This window comes from Mesobacillus harenae (assembly GCF_013343715.1).
In the GTDB taxonomy this organism is placed as follows: Bacteria; Bacillota; Bacilli; order Bacillales; family Cytobacillaceae; genus Mesobacillus_A; species Mesobacillus_A harenae.
The window spans coordinates 38,392-59,289 of the sequence record NZ_JABUNR010000025.1 but is presented as its reverse complement, the minus strand read 5'-3'; the positions used below and the strand labels follow the sequence as shown (position 1 = coordinate 59,289).

At 42.5% G+C, this 20,898-nt stretch carries 15 protein-coding genes; all 15 read right to left on the bottom strand.

Annotated features, from left to right (window positions below):
* Positions 1-128: 128 nt before the first annotated feature.
* Positions 129-1,364 (bottom strand): M16 family metallopeptidase, encoded by a 1,236-nt coding sequence (locus HRJ06_RS21795; protein ID WP_174735056.1) that lies wholly within the window; start codon positions 1,362-1,364, stop codon positions 129-131.
* 87 nt (positions 1,365-1,451) lie between these two features.
* Positions 1,452-2,414: a polysaccharide deacetylase family protein gene (locus HRJ06_RS21790; RefSeq protein WP_174735055.1), complete on the bottom strand. Its 963-nt coding sequence runs from the start codon at positions 2,412-2,414 to the stop codon at positions 1,452-1,454.
* A 179-nt stretch (positions 2,415-2,593) separates the two neighbouring features.
* Positions 2,594-4,711, bottom strand: coding sequence for a polyribonucleotide nucleotidyltransferase (pnp, locus tag HRJ06_RS21785; protein WP_174735054.1), 2,118 nt, complete (start codon positions 4,709-4,711; stop codon positions 2,594-2,596).
* 301 nt (positions 4,712-5,012) lie between these two features.
* Positions 5,013-5,282, bottom strand: a complete 270-nt coding sequence (rpsO, locus tag HRJ06_RS21780) for a 30S ribosomal protein S15 (protein ID WP_174735053.1) — start codon at positions 5,280-5,282, stop codon at positions 5,013-5,015.
* A 123-nt stretch (positions 5,283-5,405) separates the two neighbouring features.
* Positions 5,406-6,356 (bottom strand): bifunctional riboflavin kinase/FAD synthetase, encoded by a 951-nt coding sequence (ribF, locus tag HRJ06_RS21775; RefSeq protein ID WP_174735052.1) that lies wholly within the window; start codon positions 6,354-6,356, stop codon positions 5,406-5,408.
* Positions 6,357-6,388: 32 nt separating this feature from the next.
* Positions 6,389-7,306: a tRNA pseudouridine(55) synthase TruB gene (gene truB / locus HRJ06_RS21770; RefSeq protein WP_174735051.1), complete on the bottom strand. Its 918-nt coding sequence runs from the start codon at positions 7,304-7,306 to the stop codon at positions 6,389-6,391.
* 104 nt (positions 7,307-7,410) lie between these two features.
* The gene (gene rbfA / locus HRJ06_RS21765) at positions 7,411-7,782 is read right to left on the bottom strand and encodes a 30S ribosome-binding factor RbfA (protein WP_174735050.1); all 372 of its coding nucleotides are present in this window, start codon (positions 7,780-7,782) and stop codon (positions 7,411-7,413) included.
* Between the two features lie 17 nt (positions 7,783-7,799).
* Positions 7,800-8,081: a DUF503 domain-containing protein gene (locus HRJ06_RS21760; RefSeq protein ID WP_174735049.1), complete on the bottom strand. Its 282-nt coding sequence runs from the start codon at positions 8,079-8,081 to the stop codon at positions 7,800-7,802.
* The gene (gene infB, locus HRJ06_RS21755) at positions 8,082-10,388 is read right to left on the bottom strand and encodes a translation initiation factor IF-2 (protein ID WP_174735048.1); all 2,307 of its coding nucleotides are present in this window, start codon (positions 10,386-10,388) and stop codon (positions 8,082-8,084) included.
* A 19-nt stretch (positions 10,389-10,407) separates the two neighbouring features.
* The gene (locus HRJ06_RS21750) at positions 10,408-10,710 is read right to left on the bottom strand and encodes a YlxQ family RNA-binding protein (protein ID WP_174735047.1); all 303 of its coding nucleotides are present in this window, start codon (positions 10,708-10,710) and stop codon (positions 10,408-10,410) included.
* Complete coding sequence (rnpM, locus tag HRJ06_RS21745) at positions 10,710-10,991, bottom strand: RNase P modulator RnpM (protein ID WP_174735046.1); 282 nt, start codon at positions 10,989-10,991, stop codon at positions 10,710-10,712. Before rnpM ends, HRJ06_RS21750 begins: the two co-directional genes overlap by 1 nt.
* A 16-nt stretch (positions 10,992-11,007) precedes the next feature.
* A complete protein-coding gene (gene nusA / locus HRJ06_RS21740) occupies positions 11,008-12,117 on the bottom strand; it encodes a transcription termination factor NusA (RefSeq protein WP_174735045.1) in 1,110 nt (369 codons plus the stop codon).
* A gap of 154 nt (positions 12,118-12,271) precedes the next feature.
* Entirely contained in the window at positions 12,272-12,745 is a 474-nt protein-coding gene (gene rimP / locus HRJ06_RS21735; RefSeq protein ID WP_174735077.1) for a ribosome maturation factor RimP, read from the bottom strand.
* 775 nt (positions 12,746-13,520) lie between these two features.
* Positions 13,521-17,840 carry a PolC-type DNA polymerase III gene (locus HRJ06_RS21730; RefSeq protein ID WP_174735044.1) on the bottom strand — a complete coding sequence of 1,440 codons (4,320 nt, stop codon included), beginning with the start codon at positions 17,838-17,840 and terminating at the stop codon, positions 13,521-13,523.
* Positions 17,841-18,968: 1,128 nt separating this feature from the next.
* Positions 18,969-20,666 (bottom strand): proline--tRNA ligase, encoded by a 1,698-nt coding sequence (locus HRJ06_RS21725; RefSeq protein ID WP_174735043.1) that lies wholly within the window; start codon positions 20,664-20,666, stop codon positions 18,969-18,971.
* Between the last annotated feature and the right edge of the window lie 232 nt (positions 20,667-20,898).

The window sequence follows — 20,898 nt, the reverse complement described above, 5'->3', positions numbered from 1 at the left end:
AAATGAACAGAAATATTCCATAACTAGAATTACTCTAAAAAATAAACTTCCCTGGAAATACCCATGGACACATGTTTTACTATCGGCCATAAAAAAAACAGCCTGCTAATTATGCAGACTGTCACTCATTATTTAGCGCCTGGAAGTTGGCCATCAGGGCTGATTAAAGCAGTTGAATATTGGTCTGTAAAGATTCTGTTAGCAAGGCCGTCAACGCTGTTTTTTGACACATGATCGATTTGTTCAACAATTTCATCTAGTGAGCGGTGCTTTTTCAGGAGTAATTCATTTTTACCATTCCGGCTCATCCTGCTGTTGGTGCTTTCAAGGCTTAGCATCAAGCTGCCTTTAAGCTGTTCTTTACTGTTATTCAGCTCTTTAACGGTAATGCCATCTTCCTTGAGTTTGGCAAGGGTCTCCTGGATCGTTTCAAATAGCACGTTAATTTGCTTCGAGCCTGTTCCACCATAAATCGTGACAATTCCACTGTCGCGATACGCAGAGTGATAAGAGAACACCGAATAGGCAAGACCACGCTGTTCACGGACTTCCTGAAAAAGCCTGCTACTCATGCTGCCGCCAAGGACATTATTTAAGACAATAAGGCTGTACACGTCCTCATGGCCAATTTGTAAGCCTTCATAACCGAGACATAAGTGGGCTTGTTCTGTTTCCTTCTTTCGGACAACCTCTGTACCATGAAAGCGAGGCTTTTCAAAGGTCTGCTCTTTTTTTCCTGCCTCATATGTACCAAAGTATTTTTCTACATCATGAATGAAGGATTCAGATATATTGCCTGCAATTGAGACAACGACATTTTCCGGTGTATAGGTTTCGTGCATGTATTCTCTTAACTTGTCACCATTAAATGTTTCTAATGTCTTCTCTGTTCCTAAAATAGGATAGCCAAGAGAATGGTCATCATAAATTGCTTTGCTCAAAAGGTCATGAACAATATCATCAGGTGTATCCTCATACATTTTTATTTCTTCATAAACCACATTTTTCTCTTTATTAAGTTCTTCATTATCAAATGTGGAATTGAAAAACATATCCGCGAGCACTTCTAATGCGTATGGAGCGTGGTTATCAAGAACCTTCGCATAATAGCAAGTGTACTCTTTTGAAGTGAAGGCATTTACTTGGCCTCCAATACTATCAAATGACTCTGCTATTTCTCTGGCTGATCTAGTTTTGGTTCCTTTAAAAAACATATGCTCTAAAAAATGTGAAATACCGTTATTGACTGGGGTTTCATTTCTAGAGCCGGTCCCTATCCACACTCCGATAGCGACGGACCGGACATGCGGAATTTGTTCGAGTACGATTCTTAAGCCATTTTGGCAAGTATATTTTTTTATCAAGAAAACTCCTCCTCTGGAACCTGCTGCTGTACTAGCCCTGCATTAAATTAGTATAGTGTATTTTACTTACTTTTTCCAAAAAGAAGATTATTTTTTCATGTTTTTCAACATTATTCTGTCTTCACTTAAATTGTCAGAAACGGTTCCAAGCTCAAGTCCTTGATTTTTTATTTGTAAAATCAGCTGATCTAGTGCCTTTTCCGTTGATTCTGTAGGATGCATTAAAATAAAAGCGCCGTTATGGACCTTAGACATGACACGATTGATTAGTTGATCTGGGGTAGGCTTTTTCCAGTCAATTGTGTCGACGCTCCACATGATCGTTCCTAGCTTCATTGCAGCCGCAATCTTGACGACCTCTTCTCGATAGTAGCCGCTTGGAGGAGCAAACCACTTAATCCTCTTGCCTGTAGTGGCTTCGATTACGGCATTTGTTTTTTCGATTTCTTCTTTAACGGCTGCTGCAGGCAGCTCCTTCATGTTGGGATGTGAAAAGGAATGGTTACCTACCTCATGGCCTGCTTCAACAATCATTTTTGCCAGGTCAGGGTTTTCTTTTACCCAATGGCCCTCCAAGAAAAAGGTTGCTAAAACATTATGCTTTTTTAAAGTAGCCAGCATATCAGATAAATACTCATTTCCCCATGCAACATTAATGATAAAGGACACAATCGGTTTCTCGGGATGCCCTCTGTAAATGGCCGCTGGAGGTAAATCACTAAGGTGGACCTTCGGTTTAATCTCCTTGTAAACAAGTTTATCTTTTAAAAACTTACCTTTTGGTTTCATTTTATCGTAAGACTTTTTAATATCAACCTGGAGTCCGTTGTACCCAGGGACAGATTTCCAAACCGGATCTATTTTCGCATCATAGACAGGCTGTTCAAACTCTGGAGCCTTGCTTTCGATCATTTCATACAAAGCATCCTGCTGTTTCGACACAACCGCAGCGTCGCTTCTTAACTTCATTAGATATTGCTCTGTCAATGGATTACTCACCGTGATTATTGCAATTATACACAGAGTAACAATCAACCCTAACTTCCCCATTTATCATGCCTCCTCATCACTACAGATTATGTAGCAGAAGGACAAGGTAGAACGAAAAGTGAGCGCCCGGTGCAAGCAGTTTTATTAAGGATATACAAAAAAAGCCAGGGCTGTCCCTGACTTCAGTTTATGCAATATTTAAAGGATAATACGGACAGTGCCAGAATGACAGCCTAGCCTTAGGATTGTTTTTCAGCCTGCTCGCGCTGCTCTTTTAAAATCGCTTTACGTGACAGATTAACTCGGCCCTGCTTATCGATTTCTGTTACCTTAACCAGAAGTTCATCTCCAAGCTTCAGGATATCTTCAACCTTACCTACACGTTCTTCAGCAAGCTCTGAAATATGGACAAGCCCGTCTTTTCCAGGGAAGAGTTCAACAAATGCTCCAAACTTCTCGATTCGCCTTACTTTACCAAGATATCTTTCACCAACCGCCACTTCACGGACTAAATCTTCAATGATTTTTCTTGCTTTTTGGTTCATCTCTTCATTAATTGATGCAATGAAGACTGTTCCATCCTGCTCGATATCAATTTTAACGCCGGTTTCTTCGATGATCTTGTTGATCTGCTTTCCGCTTGGTCCGATTACGTCACGGATCTTATCCGGGTTAATCTTCATTGTCATGATCTTTGGTGCATATGTGGAAAGCTGACCGCGTGGCTCTGCAATTGTGCTGAGCATGCTGTCCAGAATTTCCATCCGGCCTTTTTTGGCCTGTTGAAGAGCCTCATCTAGGATCTCACGTGATAAGCCTTCAATCTTGATGTCCATTTGAAGTGCTGTTACCCCTTTTGAAGTACCAGCCACTTTAAAGTCCATATCGCCCAGATGGTCTTCCATACCTTGGATATCAGACAAAATAGTATAATGCTCGCCTGATTTAACTAGACCCATCGCAATTCCGGCTACAGGAGCTTTAAGAGGTACTCCAGCATCCATCATAGCCAGTGTGCTGGCACAAATGCTTGCCTGAGAGGTAGAACCGTTTGATTCAAGTACTTCAGAAACAAGGCGGATTGTGTAAGGGAAATCCTTTTCTGCTGGAATAACCGGCTCCAAGGCTCTTTCACCAAGGGCACCATGCCCAATTTCACGGCGGCCTGGTCCACGGATCGGTCCTGTTTCACCAACGCTAAATAAAGGGAAGTTATAATGGTGCATGAAGCGTTTTTCTTCCTCAAGCCCAATTCCGTCTAAAATCTGAACATCACCCATGGCGCCAAGCGTACAAATACTTAGTGCCTGAGTTTGTCCGCGGGTAAATAATCCAGAGCCGTGCGTTCTTGGAAGTAATCCTACCTCTGAAGAAAGGTGACGGATTTTCTCTGCTCCACGCCCATCAGGACGGACCTTTTCTTCGGTAATTAAGCGGCGGACTTCTCCTTTAACGATTTTATCAAGGATTTGTTTTACCTGCTTTAGTGTATCTTCATCCGCTTCCTGCTCTTCAAAATGTGCAATAACGGCATTTTTAACTTCTTTGATTGCAGCCTCACGAGCATGTTTCTCAACTACCTGAATCGCATTGACCATATTGCTCTCGCTCATTTCACGAACTTGTCCTTCAAGGTCTTTGTCTAATTCAAATAACTTGATTTCCATTTTATCTTTGCCGACTTCTCCAGCAATCTTCTCTTGAAACTCAATCAGGCGTTTTATTTCATCGTGGCCGAACATAATCGCTTCAAGCATTACTTCTTCTGGAACTTCATCAGCACCAGCTTCGACCATATTAATTGCATCCTTTGTACCTGCAACTACTAAATGGATATCGCTTTTTTCTCCCTCTTCGACTGAAGGATTCACGACAAATTTACCGTCGATCCGTCCAACCGTTACACCGGCAATTGGCCCGCCAAACGGAATATCGGAGACAGACAAGGCAAGAGATGAACCAAACATTGCTGCCATTTCGGAAGAACAGTTCTGATCAACACTCATAACAATGCTGATAACCTGAACATCATTCCGGAAACCATCAGCAAATAATGGACGGATTGGCCTGTCGATTAAACGGCTTGCCAGAATTGCCTTTTCACTCGGACGCCCCTCACGCTTAATAAATCCGCCTGGGATTTTACCTACGGCGTATAAACGCTCCTCGTAATTGACAGTTAATGGAAAAAAGTCTAGTTTTTTCGGTTCTTTTGACGCTGTTGCCGTACTTAGTACAACTGTATCGCCATAACGGATAAGGACGGCGCCGTTAGCCTGCTTAGCAAATTGTCCGACTTCAACAGTCAGTTCGCGTCCAGCCCATTCCATAGAATAGCTGCGTTTTTGTTGTTCCATTCGTTTTTAAACCCCTCTCTACCTGATTCAGTTTTAGGCAGGCTTGTCCACTGTATCAACAACCCTGCATCACATCTTTATAAACTCAACAAAAGCATCATTATGCCCCTATTGGAAATATACCTTATTAAGTAAAAACAAAACACTCTGCTCTAAAAGCCGTTCCGACGTTATCGCCTGGTTTTAGCTTTTTATTCTCATAGTATGTACAGAAAAAGGCCTGCTTAGAATATGTATACCGAATAAAGGCTATATCTTTTTTTTCCTAATAAAAAAGCGGGAATAATCCCGCTTCTGTAGACTATCGACGTAAACCAAGCTTGTTGATTAGATCACGGTAACGTGAAACGTCTTTGTTACGTAGGTATGTCAAAAGGTTACGACGTTTACCTACCATTTTTAATAGACCGCGACGTGAGTGGTGGTCTTTTTTATGAACGCGTAAGTGATCGTTCAAACTGTTAATTTCTGCAGTAAGGACAGCGATTTGAACTTCTGGAGAACCCGTGTCACTGTCGTGAGTTTTGAATTCACTGATTAGTTCATTTTTACGTTCTTTAGTGATTGCCATCCGTATTCACCTCCTGATAATAAATCCCCTGTTACTGAGCAAGCGTCGGTGATTCGACTTGCCAAGTAAAGGTTCGATTTGGTACGTTACTAAGAATACAACTTTTTCCGGCAAAAAGCAAGTCTAACAGTTGTTTTTTTCAAAGTACAACAGGGCTTCCTGCTTATCTTTGTCGATTTGTTCAACCAGTTCGGAAATGCCATTAAATTTCTGTTCCGACCGCAGCCGAATATGCCATTCGATCGTTACTTCATCTCCGTAAATCTCGTGGTTAAAGTCAAAAATATGAACTTCTACCGTTGGGGCATCAGGTCTTTCCTTATTAAAGGTTGGCTTATAGCCGATGTTGCAGACTCCGTTGTGCCATGTTCCCCTGACAAGCACTTTAACAGCATATACACCAACTGGAGGAATAATATAATTTTCGCTATGATCGATATTTGCTGTCGGAAAGCCAATTGTTCTTCCCCGTTTATCTCCGCCCACCACAATCCCGGTGGTTGTATAAAATCGGCCCAACAAGCTTGGAAGCCCGCCGGTTGTCCCTTGACGAATAAGGGACCTGATTAAGGTTGAACTGACCTTTTCACCACCCGTTTCAAGCTTCGGCACTACGGTATAGCTAAATAGATCTCTAGAATGAAACGGTAAGGTTTCCATCGTTCCTTTCCCCATTTTTCCATATCGGTAGTCAAAACCGGCAACTACATGCTTGACATTAAGTCCAATAATAAATTTGTCTATAAACTCCTGAGGGAGGAGACTTGAAAATTCCTGAGTAAAATGAACAATGAATAAATAATCGATTCCAAGCCCTTCCATCACATGGATCTTCTCCGAAAGAGGGGTGATCGCATCTAGCTGCTGGTTAGTTTTGCCCAGCACAACAGATGGATGGGGATCAAAGGTCATTACCGCGGACCTTAAGCCTTTGGATTGAGCAGAGGCCTGTGCTTCTGCAATCACCTGCTGATGGCCCAGGTGGACACCGTCGAAATAGCCAAGAGCTAAGGCCAGTGGCGGAAAATCTTTACTTGTATATGAATGGGGATAATTGATTCTAACCAATTCCACGCTGATACTCACCTTTTCCAATAACACACAATCTACTGCTCGTTCCTCAATACCTTTACTGGTTTAAGTAAACCAGCCTTACGAGGATGCTTTTGATATATTGCCAACGCATTACCAGCGGATGTTTCTACCACGATTGGTTCATCAAAATCCGCTAATTCTGCGGGCATTTGCAGGACTGCCCCGTTTTTTATTTTCTCTGCTACTTTATCATTAATTGTGTATTTCGGCAAATTCAAAAGCCCTTCTTCGATTGGCCGCAAAAAGGATTGAATGGAGCCTTCTTCTGCCATCTTTTCGATCTGTTCAAATGAAAAACAGTCTTCTAATGTAAACTCGGCGGATTGGACGCGGACAAGATGCGACATATGAGCTGGATAGCCTAGCCGCTCGCCAATCATGACGGCTAGCGTCCTAATGTACGTACCTTTGCTGCAGGCGACTCTGAAACGAAAAGACACAGTCTCCTCTGTTGCAATAAGTGAACCCTCAATTAGGCTAATTGAATATATAGTGACCTTCCTCGTTGGTCTTTCCACTTCGATTCCTTGCCGTGCATATTCATATAGACGCTTCCCATTAACTTTGACAGCTGAAAACATCGGCGGCGTTTGTTCAATTTCACCAGTCAGGGACTCAAGAACCTTTAAAATTTGGTCCACTGAAATGGCCGTTTCAACCTTTTTTTTGTCAACGATGTCACCAGATGCGTCTTCCGTGGTAGTGGAAAAACCAATTGTCGCTTCTCCTTCGTAAACCTTACCAGCATTTGTTATGTATTCTGCAATTTTTGTAGCTCGGCCGATACAAATGGGCAAGACACCTGTGACATCTGGATCTAGTGTTCCCGTATGGCCAATTTTTTTAGTTCTAAGAATCTTTCTGAGTTTGAAAACACAATCGTGGGATGTGAGTCCAGCAGGCTTAAAAAGTGGTAAAATCCCTTCCATCACATTAACCTCCAAGAATACTTTTATGGCTAAAGCCTAGGTCAACAGACCAGCTTTAGCCCTATTTTTTCTAAAAAAAGTGGATAGACAATTGTCTATCCACTTTATTCGTCGTTTTCTTTCTCCTGATTTTTTTCATCGGATTGAAGATCATGCAGCAATGTATTAATCCGATTACCATATTCAAGAGATTCATCGAATTCGAAAATAATTTCTGGTGTTTTTCTAAGCCTGATACGCTGACCTAATTCTGTGCGTATGAAGCCCTTCGCCTTTGCTAAGCCTTTTAGTGTGTTTTCTTTTTGATTATCGCCGCCTAAAACGGAGATATACACTTTTGCCTGCTGAAGGTCACCTGTCACCTGAACATCTGTAACGGTCACAAAACCGATCCTAGGATCCTTGATTTTCCGGCCGATTATTTCGCTCAGTTCTTTTTTCATTTGTTCTCCAACACGGTTTGCTCTATGGCTCATCTCTATCACCTCGTCTATTAAAGCCACTCTATTTCGGTGATCGTCCGTTCAATTTCCGGAAAAGAATCAATCAGCTTTAAAGCGTGCTGTAATTCTCTCTCAGCAGCTACCTGTACAGACGAAACAGCTGCTATCGCTATTTTCGTCCGTTGCCAGGCATCCTGAAACTCAACTTCCGCAACTGAAACATTATACTTTTGCTTCAAGCGGGTAGTGATACGCTGTAAGACGGCCCGTTTGTCTTTTAGGGAATGTGCATTATAAATCATACATTCACATGCAGCTAGGCCGATTACCATTTAACGTTCCACTTCTTCCATGATATATGCTTCAATTACGTCGCCTTCCTTGACATCCTTGAAGTTTTTAATGGTAATTCCGCATTCGTAGCCTTGTGCGACTTCCTTCGCGTCATCTTTGAAGCGTTTCAGGTCGTCAATTACTCCTTCAAATATTACGATGCCGTCGCGAATTAAGCGGATACCGCTATCACGAGTGATTTTTCCTTCAGTAACATAAGACCCAGCAATCGTTCCAATTTTGGATACTTTAAAGGTTTGACGCACTTCTGCTTGACCAATTATTTTCTCTTGGAATTCAGGATCAAGCATCCCCTTCATAGCTGATTCAATTTCTTCAATTACCTTATAAATGATTCGGTGCAATCGAATATCAACACTTTCAGAATCTGCAGCTCGCTTCGCATTATTATCAGGACGAACGTTAAATCCAATAACAATGGCGTTAGATGCAGCAGCAAGCGTAATGTCTGATTCATTAATTGCGCCAACCCCGGTATGAATAATTCGGACATTTACACCTTCAACATCCAGTTTCTGTAAGGCTGCAGCAAGTGCCTCAACTGAACCTTGTACATCGGCTTTAACAATTAGATTTAAGTCTTTCATTTCCCCTTGTTTCATGTGTTCAAACAAGTTATCAAGACTTACACGCGCTTTTTCACTTCTTTGTGCCTGCAGCGCCAATGAATAACGGGCCTCACCGACTTGGCGGGCAGTTTTTTCATCTTTGAATACGACAAAGCGGTCTCCGGCAAGCGGAACATCATTCAATCCAGTGATTTCCACAGGAGTTGAAGGGCCAGCTTCCTTCACACGGCGGCCTAAGTCACTTACCATTGCACGGACACGTCCAAATGTATTCCCTACAACGATTGGGTCACCCACTTTTAGTGTACCATTCTGTACAAGCAATGTTGCAGCGGATCCGCGGCCTTTATCTAGTTGGGCTTCAATTACTGTTCCAACTGCATTCCTGTTAGGGTTTGCTTTGTATTCTTCCACTTCGCCTACAAGGAGAATCATTTCTAGCAAGCTGTCAATTCCATCACCTTTTAAAGCTGAGATAGGAACAAAGATCGTTTCTCCGCCCCACGCTTCCGGCACCAAGCCATGATCGGAAAGTTCCTGCATAACACGGTCTGGATTAGCACCCGGTTTATCCATTTTATTCACAGCGACAATAATTGGCACTTCCGCTGCTTTCGCATGGTTGATTGCTTCAACCGTTTGCGGCATAACACCATCATCTGCTGCGACAACAAGGATCGTTATGTCTGTGATTTTAGCACCACGGGCACGCATTGTTGTAAAAGCAGCATGGCCTGGTGTATCAAGGAAAGTAATTTTTTTGCCTTTATCTTCTACCTGATACGCTCCGATATGCTGGGTAATTCCACCTGCTTCTCCTGCAGTCACCTTAGTATGGCGAATTGAGTCAAGCAAGGTTGTTTTACCATGGTCAACGTGTCCCATGATCGTAACAACTGAAGGACGCTCTATCATATCTGCAGCTTCGTCTTCAGTGAAATATACTTCCAGGTCAGTGGTATCGATTAAAATTTCTTCTTCAACCTCAACTCCATAGTCAGTTGCGATTAGTTCAATCGCATCCTTATCAAGCTCTTGGTTGATTGTGGCCATAACGCCGAGCATAAATAACTTTTTGATGATTTCTGAAGGTTCGCGGTAAAGCTTTTTAGCAAGCTCCGCAACCGTAAGAGATTCACTGAAGGTAATTTTTGCAGGAAGTTCTTTTTCTTTACGAACTTGCGGTGGCTGGGAGGCACGATTCTGATTTTGTTTCCCGCGATTATTGTTAGGCTTTGATTTATTAAAATTATTATTGCGGTTATTGCCGCGGTTATTATTGTTGCTTCTGCCGGCAACAGCATTGTTCGTAAATACCTTTTTAGGCTTGCCGTCTTTGTTGGTTGAAGCATTATTGGCAGTTGAAGCAGTGCTGTTAGCTGCAGGCCGATTATCTGAAGCTGGCTTAGGTCTAGCTTGGCCTTGCTGGTTTTGCGGCCTTTGCTGTTGCCCGCTGCCAGGCTTTGATCCTTGTCCAGAGCGCTGCTGGTTTTGGCCAGAGTTTTGTGGACGCTGCTGCTGTGGTCTTGATTGATTGTTTTGCGGTTGCTTTTCGTCTTTTTTACTGAAGGTAGCATCCAACTTTTTTACTGTGTCAGCCTCAATTGCTGTCATATGATTGGAAACCTCAATGTTCATTTCTTTTAATTTTGTAATTACATCTTTACTTGGAACGTTATGTTTTTTTGCATATTCGTACACACGTGTTTTACTCATATTTTCACCCCCGCTAGAATTAATCGAGCAACGTCAACATCTTTTTTGCAAATCCATCATCCAATAAAGCGACGACAACGCGGGCATCTTTTCCGATTGCTCGGCCGAGCTCGTACCGGTTTTCAACCATTCTGTACGGAACTTGATAGGAATTACATTTATCTGTGATTTTCTTAGTAGTGTTGGCGGATGCATCCGCTGACAGAATAACGAGCTTTGCTTTGCCGCTTCTGATTTCCTTAACGGAAAGCTCTTCTCCAGATATTAGTTTGCGTGCTCGATTGGCTAAGCCAAGCAATGACATCCATTGATTTGCATTCATCAGGATAGTCGTTTCTCCTTTTCAATGAGCTCGAGGAGCTCATCGTATATTGAATCATCTATTGATACTTGTAACTGATTTGCTAAAATTTTTCTTTTTTTAGCAAGCAGGATGGCATCCGTATCCTTTGAAAGATAGGCACCTCTACCAGATTTTTTGCCTGTTAGATCAATGGATACTTCTCCTTCTTTAGAGCGAACGATGCGAACGAGTTCTTTTTTTGGTTTCATTTCACCAGTTGCCACACACTTTCGCAACGGAACTTTTTTACGATTGTTCACAACCATTCACTCCTCCCTATTCAAAGTCCTGATCTTCGTTTTCTTCATTGTCTGCCTCAAAACCGCTCTCCACACGCGGAAAAATGCCTGCTTCCCTGGCATCTGTTTCAGACTTTATATCGATCTTCCAGCCTGTAAGCTTCGCAGCCAGACGAGCATTTTGCCCTCGTTTCCCTATCGCCAGTGAAAGCTGGTAATCAGGGACAATAACGGTTGTAGCTTTCTCACCTTCGCTTACAATAACATCAAGCACCTTTGAAGGGCTTAACGCGTTTGCAACAAACACAACTGGATCTTCAGACCATTTTACGATATCGATCTTTTCACCCTTAAGCTCGTTCACAACAGCCTGGACTCTTGTTCCTTTAGGGCCTACGCAAGAACCTACTGGATCCACTTCAGCGTTATCTGAGTAAACGGAAATTTTCGAACGGTCGCCTGCTTCACGAGCCACAGACTTTATTTCAACAGTACCATCATAGATTTCAGGAACTTCTATCTCGAACAATCTTTTCAGAAGTCCAGGATGGGTTCTTGATACATAAATTTGGGGACCTTTAGTTGTCTTCTCCACTTTGGTTAAAAAGACTTTAATTCGGTCATGAGGCTTATATCTTTCATTCGGCATTTGCTCATTAGCCGGTAAAATAGCTTCGATTTTCCCAAGGCTTACATAAATGAATTTAGGATCCTGGCGCTGAACAATACCTGTCATGATATCCTCTTCGCGGTCAATAAACTCAGAATAAATGATTCCTCTTTCTGCTTCGCGGACACGTTGTGTCACTACCTGCTTTGCAGTTTGAGCAGCAATTCGGCCGAAGTCTTTTGGCGTTACTTCAAGCTCTACAACATCTTCTACCCGGTAGTTGGGATTCATGTTCTTTGCTTCCTCAATGGAAATTTCTAACCGAGGGTCAAATACCTCTTCAACTACCTCTTTTCTAGCAAATACACGCATCGATCCGCTTTCAAGATTCAAATCAATCCGCACATTTTGCGCTTGATTAAAATTTCGGCGGTAAGCAGAAATGAGTGCAGCCTCAATAGCATCAATCAGTATATCTCTTGAGATGCCTTTCTCTTTTTCAAGCACTGTTAGAGCATCCAATAGTTCACTGCTCATTAGTTTCATATCCCCCTTTTATTAAAATTGCAAAACATGCATGTATGATGAAAGCAACCTGTTCTAGACCGGAGTTTGAGGCCGTTTTTAATCACCCGGCTTCATAGCTAAAAAACTTCCGGATAAATAAAATGGGCTTCTTCAGCCCGGGTCCTTACGAAAATGTAACAGCAAGTCTCGCACTGGCAACTTTTTCAAGAGGGATCTCGACCGTTTTTGTACGAGTTTTCACCTTTACATCGATGGTCACAACCTGGCCATCAAATTTTGTTAAAGTTCCTTCAAATGCTTTCTCACCATCAATCGGTTCATAGGTTTTAACAAACACATTCTTGCCAATTGCTTTGTGGTAATCCTTTTCTTTCTTAAGCGGACGTTCCGCTCCTGGAGAAGAAACCTCTAAAAAGTAGTTGTGGGGAATAGGATCCATCTCATCAAGCTTTTCACTGAGCCTCTCGCTGACTATTCCGCATTCCTCGATATCGATACCATTATCCTTATCTATGAAAACGCGAAGAAACCAGTCTCTGCCTTCTTTAGCGTATTCGATGTCCACTAATTCCAAGCCGTTTTCAGTTAAGATTGGAGTGACTAATTCCTCAACCACTTCAGTCACTTTGCTCATAATATCCCTCCTTTAACTATTTTCTTTATGCTCTGTTTCATCTTTTACCAGGAAAAGTTAATTTCAAGAAAAAACGTGTACACAACACGAAAGAGTGGGTTTCCCCACTCTCTTCTGCCGAGTTATCCTTAGTATTTCCAATAAAAATATAACATAACCAGATATTTTATGCAAACCAGAAAGGCAGAGCCGACTGTCCAGGGGCGACAGGCATAAGACGAGCGCTGGCAGAAGGCGTTCTTTGCCTTCAGAGGCGATTGGCTTATGCCCCCAGCCCCTAGGAGGCGGAGCCAGACAATGAAAGGCAGAAGCGGTTGTCCAGTCCCGACTAGCGCTGGAGGGCCTGAGGGTGAAGTCGTTCTTTGACTTCATCCGCAGGACCGAAGCGACTCGAGGGACTAACCGCTGAAGCCAGACAATGAAAGGCGGAGCCGACTGTCCAGGGGCGACAGGCATAAGACGAGCACTGGCAGAAGGCGTTCTTTGCCTTCAGAGGCGATTGGCTTATGACCCCAGCCCCTAGGAGGCGGAGCCAGACAATGAAAGGCAGAAGCGGTTGTCCAGTCCCGACTAGCGCTGGAGGGCCTGAGGGTGAAGTCGTTCTTTGACTTCATCCGCAGGACCGAAGCGACTCGAGGGACTAACCGCTGAAGCCAGACAATGAAAGGCGGAACCGGTTGTCCAGTCATAAAAGTCATATTCTATGAATGCATCTACTAATAAGAAAAGGCACTGCAAATGCAGTACCTTTCAGTAGAAGAATATCGAACTCACCCGTTTAGAATAATGATAATTGGTTTTGATCAGGCATAGACTCCAGGCAGCCGTGGTTATCAAGATATTCAAGAATTGTTTTCGAAATCTTACCGCGCTGCTGTAAATCCTCTTTTGACAAAAATTCGCCATCCTGGCGAGCCTTTACAATGTTCAGCGCAGCATTCGTACCAAGTCCTGGGATCGAGTTAAATGGTGGAATCAGCGCGTTGCCATCGATAAGGAACTCAGTCGCACTAGATTTGTACAAATCGACCTTTTTAAAATTAAACCCTCGCTCGCACATTTCCAAAGCGAGCTCCATAACGGTCAGCAAGTTCTTTTCCTTTGGAGAAGCATCAAGCCCTTTAGCATTAATTTCTTCAATTTTTGCCCGGATGCTTTGTGATCCCCGCACCATCGCATCGACATCGAAATCCTCTGCTCTGACTGTAAAATAAGCTGCGTAATAAAGAAGCGGATTATGGACTTTGAAATAAGCAATCCTTACGGCCATTAGTACGTATGCAGCTGCGTGAGCTTTCGGGAACATATATTTAATCTTCTTGCATGAACTGATATACCATTCAGGCACATTGTTTTTGCGCATTTCTTCTTCCATATCATCACTTAGGCCTTTACCTTTACGGACAGACTCCATAATTTTAAAAGCTAATGAGGGTTCCAGTCCTTGGTATATTAAATACACCATGATATCATCCCGGCACCCAATTACTTCACTCAGCGTACATGTATTATCATGAATCAATTCCTGAGCATTACCTAGCCAAACATCTGTCCCATGAGAGAGCCCTGAAATCTGGACAAGCTCTGAGAAGGTTGTTGGTTTCGTATCTTCTAGCATCTGACGAACGAATCTGGTACCAAATTCGGGAATGCCAAGCGTTCCTGTTTTACACATGATTTGTTCTTGCGTGACTCCAAGTGATTCAGTTCCACTGAAAATCTTCATTACCTCAGGGTCATCAGTTGGAATCGTCTTCGGATCAATTCCGCTGAGATCCTGAAGCATACGAATTACTGTCGGGTCATCGTGTCCAAGAATATCAAGCTTCAGCAAATTGTCATGAATGGAATGGAAGTCAAAATGCGTTGTTTTCCACTGAGATTCCGTATCGTCAGCAGGGAATTGTATTGGTGAAAAATCGTAAATATCCATATAGTCTGGAACAACTATGATTCCGCCAGGATGCTGGCCGGTGTTTCTTTTTACTCCGGTACAGCCTGATGCCAGGCGATCAATTTCCGCTCCGCGCAACTGAAGGTTATTATCCTGCTGATAGGCTTTTACGTAACCAAAAGCCGTCTTGTCAGCGACAGTACCAATTGTTCCGGCACGGAATACATTGTCTTCACCGAACAGAACCTTCGTATAGTTATGAGCGCGAGGCTGATATTCACCAGAGAAGTTCAAGTCGATATCGGGAACCTTGTCCCCTTTAAATCCAAGGAACGTTTCAAATGGAATATCATGTCCGTCTTTTTTATAGGTGCCGCCGCATTCAGGGCAGTCCTTATCAGGCAAGTCAAAGCCTGACCCGACTGATCCATCGTTAAAGAATTCTGAATGCTTGCATGCAGGGCATACATAATGCGGCGGAAGCGGGTTAACTTCTGTAATTTCAGTCATCGTTGCGACGAATGAGGATCCAACCGATCCACGTGAACCAACAAGATAACCATCATTAAGCGATTTTTTTACCAGCTTATGAGAGATCAGATAAATAACTGCAAACCCATGGCCAATAATACTTTTTAGTTCTTTTTCAAGTCGGGCTTCGACAATCTCTGGTAGATTGTCCCCGTAGATTTTCCGGGCCATCCCGTAGCTCATTGAGCGCATTTCCTCGTCCGCACCTTCAATTTTCGGTGTGTACAAGTCGTCCTTAATCGGCTTGATGGTATCGATCATATCAGCAATTTTATTGGTGTTTTCCACAACAATTTCTTTTGCTTTTTCCGAGCCTAAAAACGAAAAGGCACTAAGCATGTCATTTGTTGTCCTGAAATGAACATCTGGCAGCTTATGACGATTCAGGGGGTTAGCCCCGCCTTGAGAGTTTACTAATATTTTTCGATAGATCTTATCATTCTCATTAAGATAATGGACATTGCCAGTTGCTGCAACTGGTAGCTCCAGTTTTTCACCAAGTTTTACGATATTCCCGATAATTTCTTCTAGAGCCTTTTCATCCCTCACTAACTCTAGTTCAAGCAAATGAGCATACACTTGCTTTGGCTGAACCTCGAGATAGTCATAAAACCGAGCTGTTTCTTCCACTTCATCCGGAGATTTCTGCATCATCCCCTCAAACACTTCACCTTTTGCGCAGCCTGAACCGACAAGCAGGCCTTCGCGGTGTTTCTGCAGGAGTGACCTAGGGATCCGCGGAACCCTAAAGAAATAGTTCATATGCGATATACTGACAAGCTTAAACAGATTTTTCAAGCCAGTTTCATTTTGAGCAAGCAAAGTACAATGGTAGGGGCGAGCCCGCTTATAGGCTGTTCCCTGTCCCATGTTATCATTGAGCTGGTCATGGTACTCGATTTCTTTTGCCAGTGCATCTTTCAGCATTTTCATAAGCAGATAGCCTGTTGCTTCAGCATCATAAATGGCGCGGTGATGCTGGGTTAGCTCGACATCAAATTTCTTGGCGAGTGTGTTTAGGCGGTGGTTTTTCATGTCAGGGTACAGAAAACGTGCCAGCTCAAGGGTATCAATAACTGGATTTGCTGCTTTTTCATAGCCGATCCTCTTATAGCCGACATTCAGAAAGCCCATGTCAAAGCTGGCATTGTGTGCAACAAGGATATCCTGTCCGCTCCACTCATGAAACCTCTTTAGAACATCTTCAATTTCAGGAGCATTTTCGACCAGATCATCCGTAATTCCGGTAAGATTAATTGTTGTCGCAGACAACGGATGATGAGGGTTAGCGAAGGATTCAAATCGGTCAATGATTTCCCCATCTCTTATTTTAACAGCGGCAAGCTCAATGATTTTATCATATACCGCCGAGAGCCCGGTTGTTTCTACGTCAAAAACAACATACGTATCATCTGCAAGCAATCTGTGTTTCTCGTTGTAGGCAATCGGAACCCCATCATCAATAAGGTTTGCCTCTAGCCCATACAGGATTTTTATATCGTTCTTCTTACCTGCCCCATATGCTTCAGGGAAGGATTGTAAAACAGCATGGTCGGTTACTGCAACTGCTTTATGTCCCCATTTTTTCGCCTGGGCAATAAGTGCACTTACAGGCGATACTGCATCCATCTGGCTCATTGGAGTATGAAGGTGAAGCTCAACACGCTTTTCTCCCTCTGGAGCCGTATCCTGTCTTTCAAGAGGCTTAATTTCGTTGACATCATTGCCCATCATAATCAAGTCTCTTACAAACGTGTCGTTTTGCACGCTGCCTCGAACCCTTAGCCACATTCCTTTTTTAACTCTCTGGAACACGCTCGCATCCTCTTTGTCACGTGAAAACATTTTAACTAGGATAGAGCTCGTATAATCTGTAATTTTAAAGGTTAGAAGAGTTCTTCCGCTCCGCAGTTCTTTTGTTTCTGCAAAAAAGACATAGCCTTCGACCGCGATTCTGCGCTCTTCGTCAACGATATCCTCCAGTTTACGGAAGTCGGCATCGCCCTTAATTGTTAATCCGATGTTTACAGGGCCTTCATGAGAGCCGCCACTGTCTTTCTCAGATTCTTTCTTCTGCATTTCTACCATTGCGAGAAGGGCTCGTTCCTGATCTTCTTTTTCTTTAGCCTTTAAAAATTGAGTATAATCTTCGTTTTGTCCATTCTCTTTAACTTCCGTATCAAATGAGAGGGCTGGAAACCCAAATGTTTGGTAGATTCCCGCCAGTACATCTGCATATTTCCGTTTAATGGCCAGTCCTTCAGTCTCATTTCTAACATTCAGCACCAGTTTATTGCCTTGGACTCTTGGCTGCTGTTCGTTTAAAAGCTTAAGAAGCGGCGGGGAAATTCCGTCGATTTCCTGAACACAGTTTTTCCAATAATCCACAATAGTTTCTTCTGAAAAAGCAGGGTTTGTTACCTGAATGGTAAATGAAATATTGGCAATCGGAGAAAACGTGCGCTCAAGCTGGGTAGTAAAACGGGTAAAAATACTGCATGGAATAATTTGCTCAAACAGAAAATAAAAGTGCCATCTTTTCGCCTTTTTTTCGATGACCACTTTTTCTATTTGGGCGTTATAAAAATGAGGTACGATCGCATCTTCCGTCAATTCCAGCTGTTGCAGCAAGAGTTGAAATCTCTCTTTTCTCCCGGAGGAAAGTTCGTTCATCCTTTTCTCTCCCTTTTAACTCATCTATAATAGATTGCTTTCGTAAGTAGAACACTTTAAAACACACGTAATTATAACATAAAGCAACTATCTATTTATCGATTTATACCCAGAAAAACAAGGAAATTACTGTGGGAATCATCCAGTATACACAAATGTGCAATGGGCAATTTTAATTGGTACACCGGTCAAAAATTGTTTTTCATACTCCCCCTAAGAATGTGATCTAGATCCAATTCCATCACGCAATAGAGCAAACCTGTTGAGACATAACGAAACAGCAAAAGCTGCCGAGATGTTCTCTAAATGATTCTGTTTGAAGTACAAAATTCGCATTCGTATAACAATTCGCACTAGAGTTAAAAGCAAATTGGTAAGTAAATTAGCAAAAAAATGCTTGGAGACAATGCTCCAAGCATTTTTTTACCCGTCTTAACCTTGTTTGATAGCGGTGCCTCCTCTCCTTCAAAATTTTGCCCAACCCAACTACTAAAGAGCAGATTCTCACGGACCAGAGGAGGTCAACTGAGAGGTTGATAAATAAGCGGAGAAATTTCTCTTAAGTAGGAAAAAACATGAAAGTTAGCTTATATAGAGGGAGAGATTCCGCCTAGTTGCTCCATAAACATGAAAATTGATCATCTTGCCTTACTTAACGGGAAAACTTCCGCTTATATATCCCCAACCGACCTCTATTCTTCAGTATAACGGGATAATCTCCGCTTAATTTATAGATCACTGGTTATTGAATAATGGAAAAGAAATTTATCCCCCTCCCTGTACACCGTTAACAGCATCAACATCAATCCGTAGTTAAATATTGGCATATCCAAAGCATAAATCTCACGCTGACAAAATTTTAGGTCATCATGTTAAAAAGAGTGCGAACTACAGGGCCTTTTTCCACCGTTCAATCTATTAAAGACCAATAAAAAGAAGCAGTCTAATTCAGTTGCGAATAGGACTGCTAATTGGTAAGCTAATTTAGTTTTTGTATTCGAAAACCGAACCCATTAGATGTTCTCTACAGTTCAGGAAACTATGATGTACGGATAATCGTATGCGACGCATCCAGCTCCATTACCCCAGTATAAAGTGTACTACATCGAATCGCCTGTGCTTTTCTTTTTATAAAGAATCAATAATCGTCTGGATAGTTTGAGCTAATTCGTCTTTATGAACTTCCTGCATTTCGCCAGTTTTGCGGATTTTCACTTCCACAATACCTTCGGCAGCCTTTTTTCCAACTGTAATACGGACAGGCAGACCAATCAACTCAGAGTCGGCAAACTTAACGCCTGGCCGTTCCTGTCTGTCATCCATTAGTACGTCAAACCGGTCATTTTTTAAGCTTGAATAAATTTCTTCTGCAAGGCTGGCCTGATTTTCATCCTTCATATTAATCGCTAGTAGGTGAACGTCAAAAGGAGTCACATTCTTAGGCCAAAGTAATCCTTGTTCATCATTGAACTGCTCTGCAATGGCGGCCATAGTTCTGCTGACACCAATGCCGTAACAGCCCATAATCATCGCTTGAGCACGACCGTTTTCATCAAGGAATGTTGCATTCATTGCTTCACTATATCTTGTCCCAAGTTTAAACACATGCCCTACTTCGATTCCTTTAGCAAACGTAATGGTACCATTGCCATCAGGAGAAGGGTCTCCTTCAAGGATAAAGCGAAGGTCAGCATATTGAACCTTGAAGTCGCGTTCAGGGTTAACATTTATAAAATGGTAATCCTCTTCGTTGGCACCGCACACTCCATTGACTACAGCTTTGATCGCTTCGTCTGCAACAATTTCAATCTTCGTATTAACAGGTCCAATTGATCCAACTGTAGCACCGATGATTTCCTTCGTCTCTTCTGCACTGGCAAGCTCGACAATTGACGCTTCAAAAAGATTTTTAAGCTTAATATCATTAACTTCATGATCGCCTCGTACTAAAACTAGTACTGGCTTTTCATCAATTTTAAATAAAAGTGATTTAATGCATTTTTCTGCTGATATATCTAAGAAAGAGGACACTTCTTCAATCGTTTTTTGATTTTCCGTATATACTTTCTGCAGTTCAGCTAAAGTTTCACCGCTTTTTTGGTAAGAGGTTACTACAGGAGCCATTTCAATATTTGCTGCATAATCAGATGTATCGGAGTAGGCGATTGTGTCTTCTCCCACATCAGACAGTACCATAAATTCATGTGTATCTTTTCCGCCCATTGCTCCAGAATCCGCAATGACAGCCCTGAAGTTAAGTCCACAGCGGCGGAATACATTAGAATATGCCGTAAAGAGCTTATCATACATTTCATCCAAGCTTTCCTTAGTTGCATGGAAAGAATAGGCGTCCTTCATTATAAATTCTCGTCCGCGCAATAGGCCGAAGCGAGGACGTTTTTCATCGCGGAACTTTGTCTGAATTTGATAAAGAGTCAGCGGAAGACGCTTGTAAGATTTCACTTCGTCACGAACAAGGCTAGTAATTACTTCTTCGTGGGTTGCACCAAGGGCAAAATCCCGATCATGCCTATCCTTCATACGCATTAATTCAGGACCGTAGGTATACCACCTGCCCGATTCTTGCCAAAGTTCAGACTGCTGAAGAGCTGGCATAAATAACTCAACAGCCCCCGCGTTATTCATTTCTTCGCGAACGATATTTTCTACCTTTTGCAGTACTTTTTTACCTAATGGCAAGTAAGAGTATACCCCACTTGCAGTCTGGCGGATAAAGCCGGCCCGGAGAAGAAGCTGATGACTTTTAATATCTGCATCAGCTGGAACTTCTCTGAGTGTAGGAATAAACATTGAACTCTGTTTCATCAATTAGCACCTCATTTAATAAGAAAAGCCCTGCGTACCTGTCCTCAGCACTATGGTTAAGACGAGCGACAGGAGAGGATTTTCCCTTCCTCAGCAATTGTCTTAAGCCATCGGCCAATGGCGCTTGGGCTAAATAGTGATCGTTTCTAGGATTTTTACTTAGCTTTTTTTCAAGGCTATGTTACAGATAATACTGACATTTACTAATTTGTTGATAGTAGCAGAATAACGG

Excerpts from the sequence above, each read along its gene's own strand:
- HRJ06_RS21790 (WP_174735055.1), bottom strand. The coding sequence starts at position 2,414 with ATGGGGAAGTTAGGGTTGATTGTTACTCTGTGTATAATTGCAATAATC.
- HRJ06_RS21730 (WP_174735044.1), bottom strand. The coding sequence starts at position 17,840 with ATGAACGAACTTTCCTCCGGGAGAAAAGAGAGATTTCAACTCTTGCTG.
- HRJ06_RS21760 (WP_174735049.1), bottom strand. The coding sequence starts at position 8,081 with ATGGTAATCGGCCTAGCTGCATGTGAATGTATGATTTATAATGCACAT.
- rbfA (WP_174735050.1), bottom strand. The coding sequence starts at position 7,782 with ATGAGCCATAGAGCAAACCGTGTTGGAGAACAAATGAAAAAAGAACTG.
- HRJ06_RS21750 (WP_174735047.1), bottom strand. The coding sequence starts at position 10,710 with ATGAATGCAAATCAATGGATGTCATTGCTTGGCTTAGCCAATCGAGCA.
- rpsO (WP_174735053.1), bottom strand. The coding sequence starts at position 5,282 with ATGGCAATCACTAAAGAACGTAAAAATGAACTAATCAGTGAATTCAAA.
- HRJ06_RS21725 (WP_174735043.1), bottom strand. The coding sequence starts at position 20,666 with ATGAAACAGAGTTCAATGTTTATTCCTACACTCAGAGAAGTTCCAGCT.
- nusA (WP_174735045.1), bottom strand. The coding sequence starts at position 12,117 with ATGAGCAGTGAACTATTGGATGCTCTAACAGTGCTTGAAAAAGAGAAA.
- infB (WP_174735048.1), bottom strand. The coding sequence starts at position 10,388 with ATGAGTAAAACACGTGTGTACGAATATGCAAAAAAACATAACGTTCCA.
- pnp (WP_174735054.1), bottom strand. The coding sequence starts at position 4,711 with ATGGAACAACAAAAACGCAGCTATTCTATGGAATGGGCTGGACGCGAA.
- truB (WP_174735051.1), bottom strand. The coding sequence starts at position 7,306 with ATGGAAGGGATTTTACCACTTTTTAAGCCTGCTGGACTCACATCCCAC.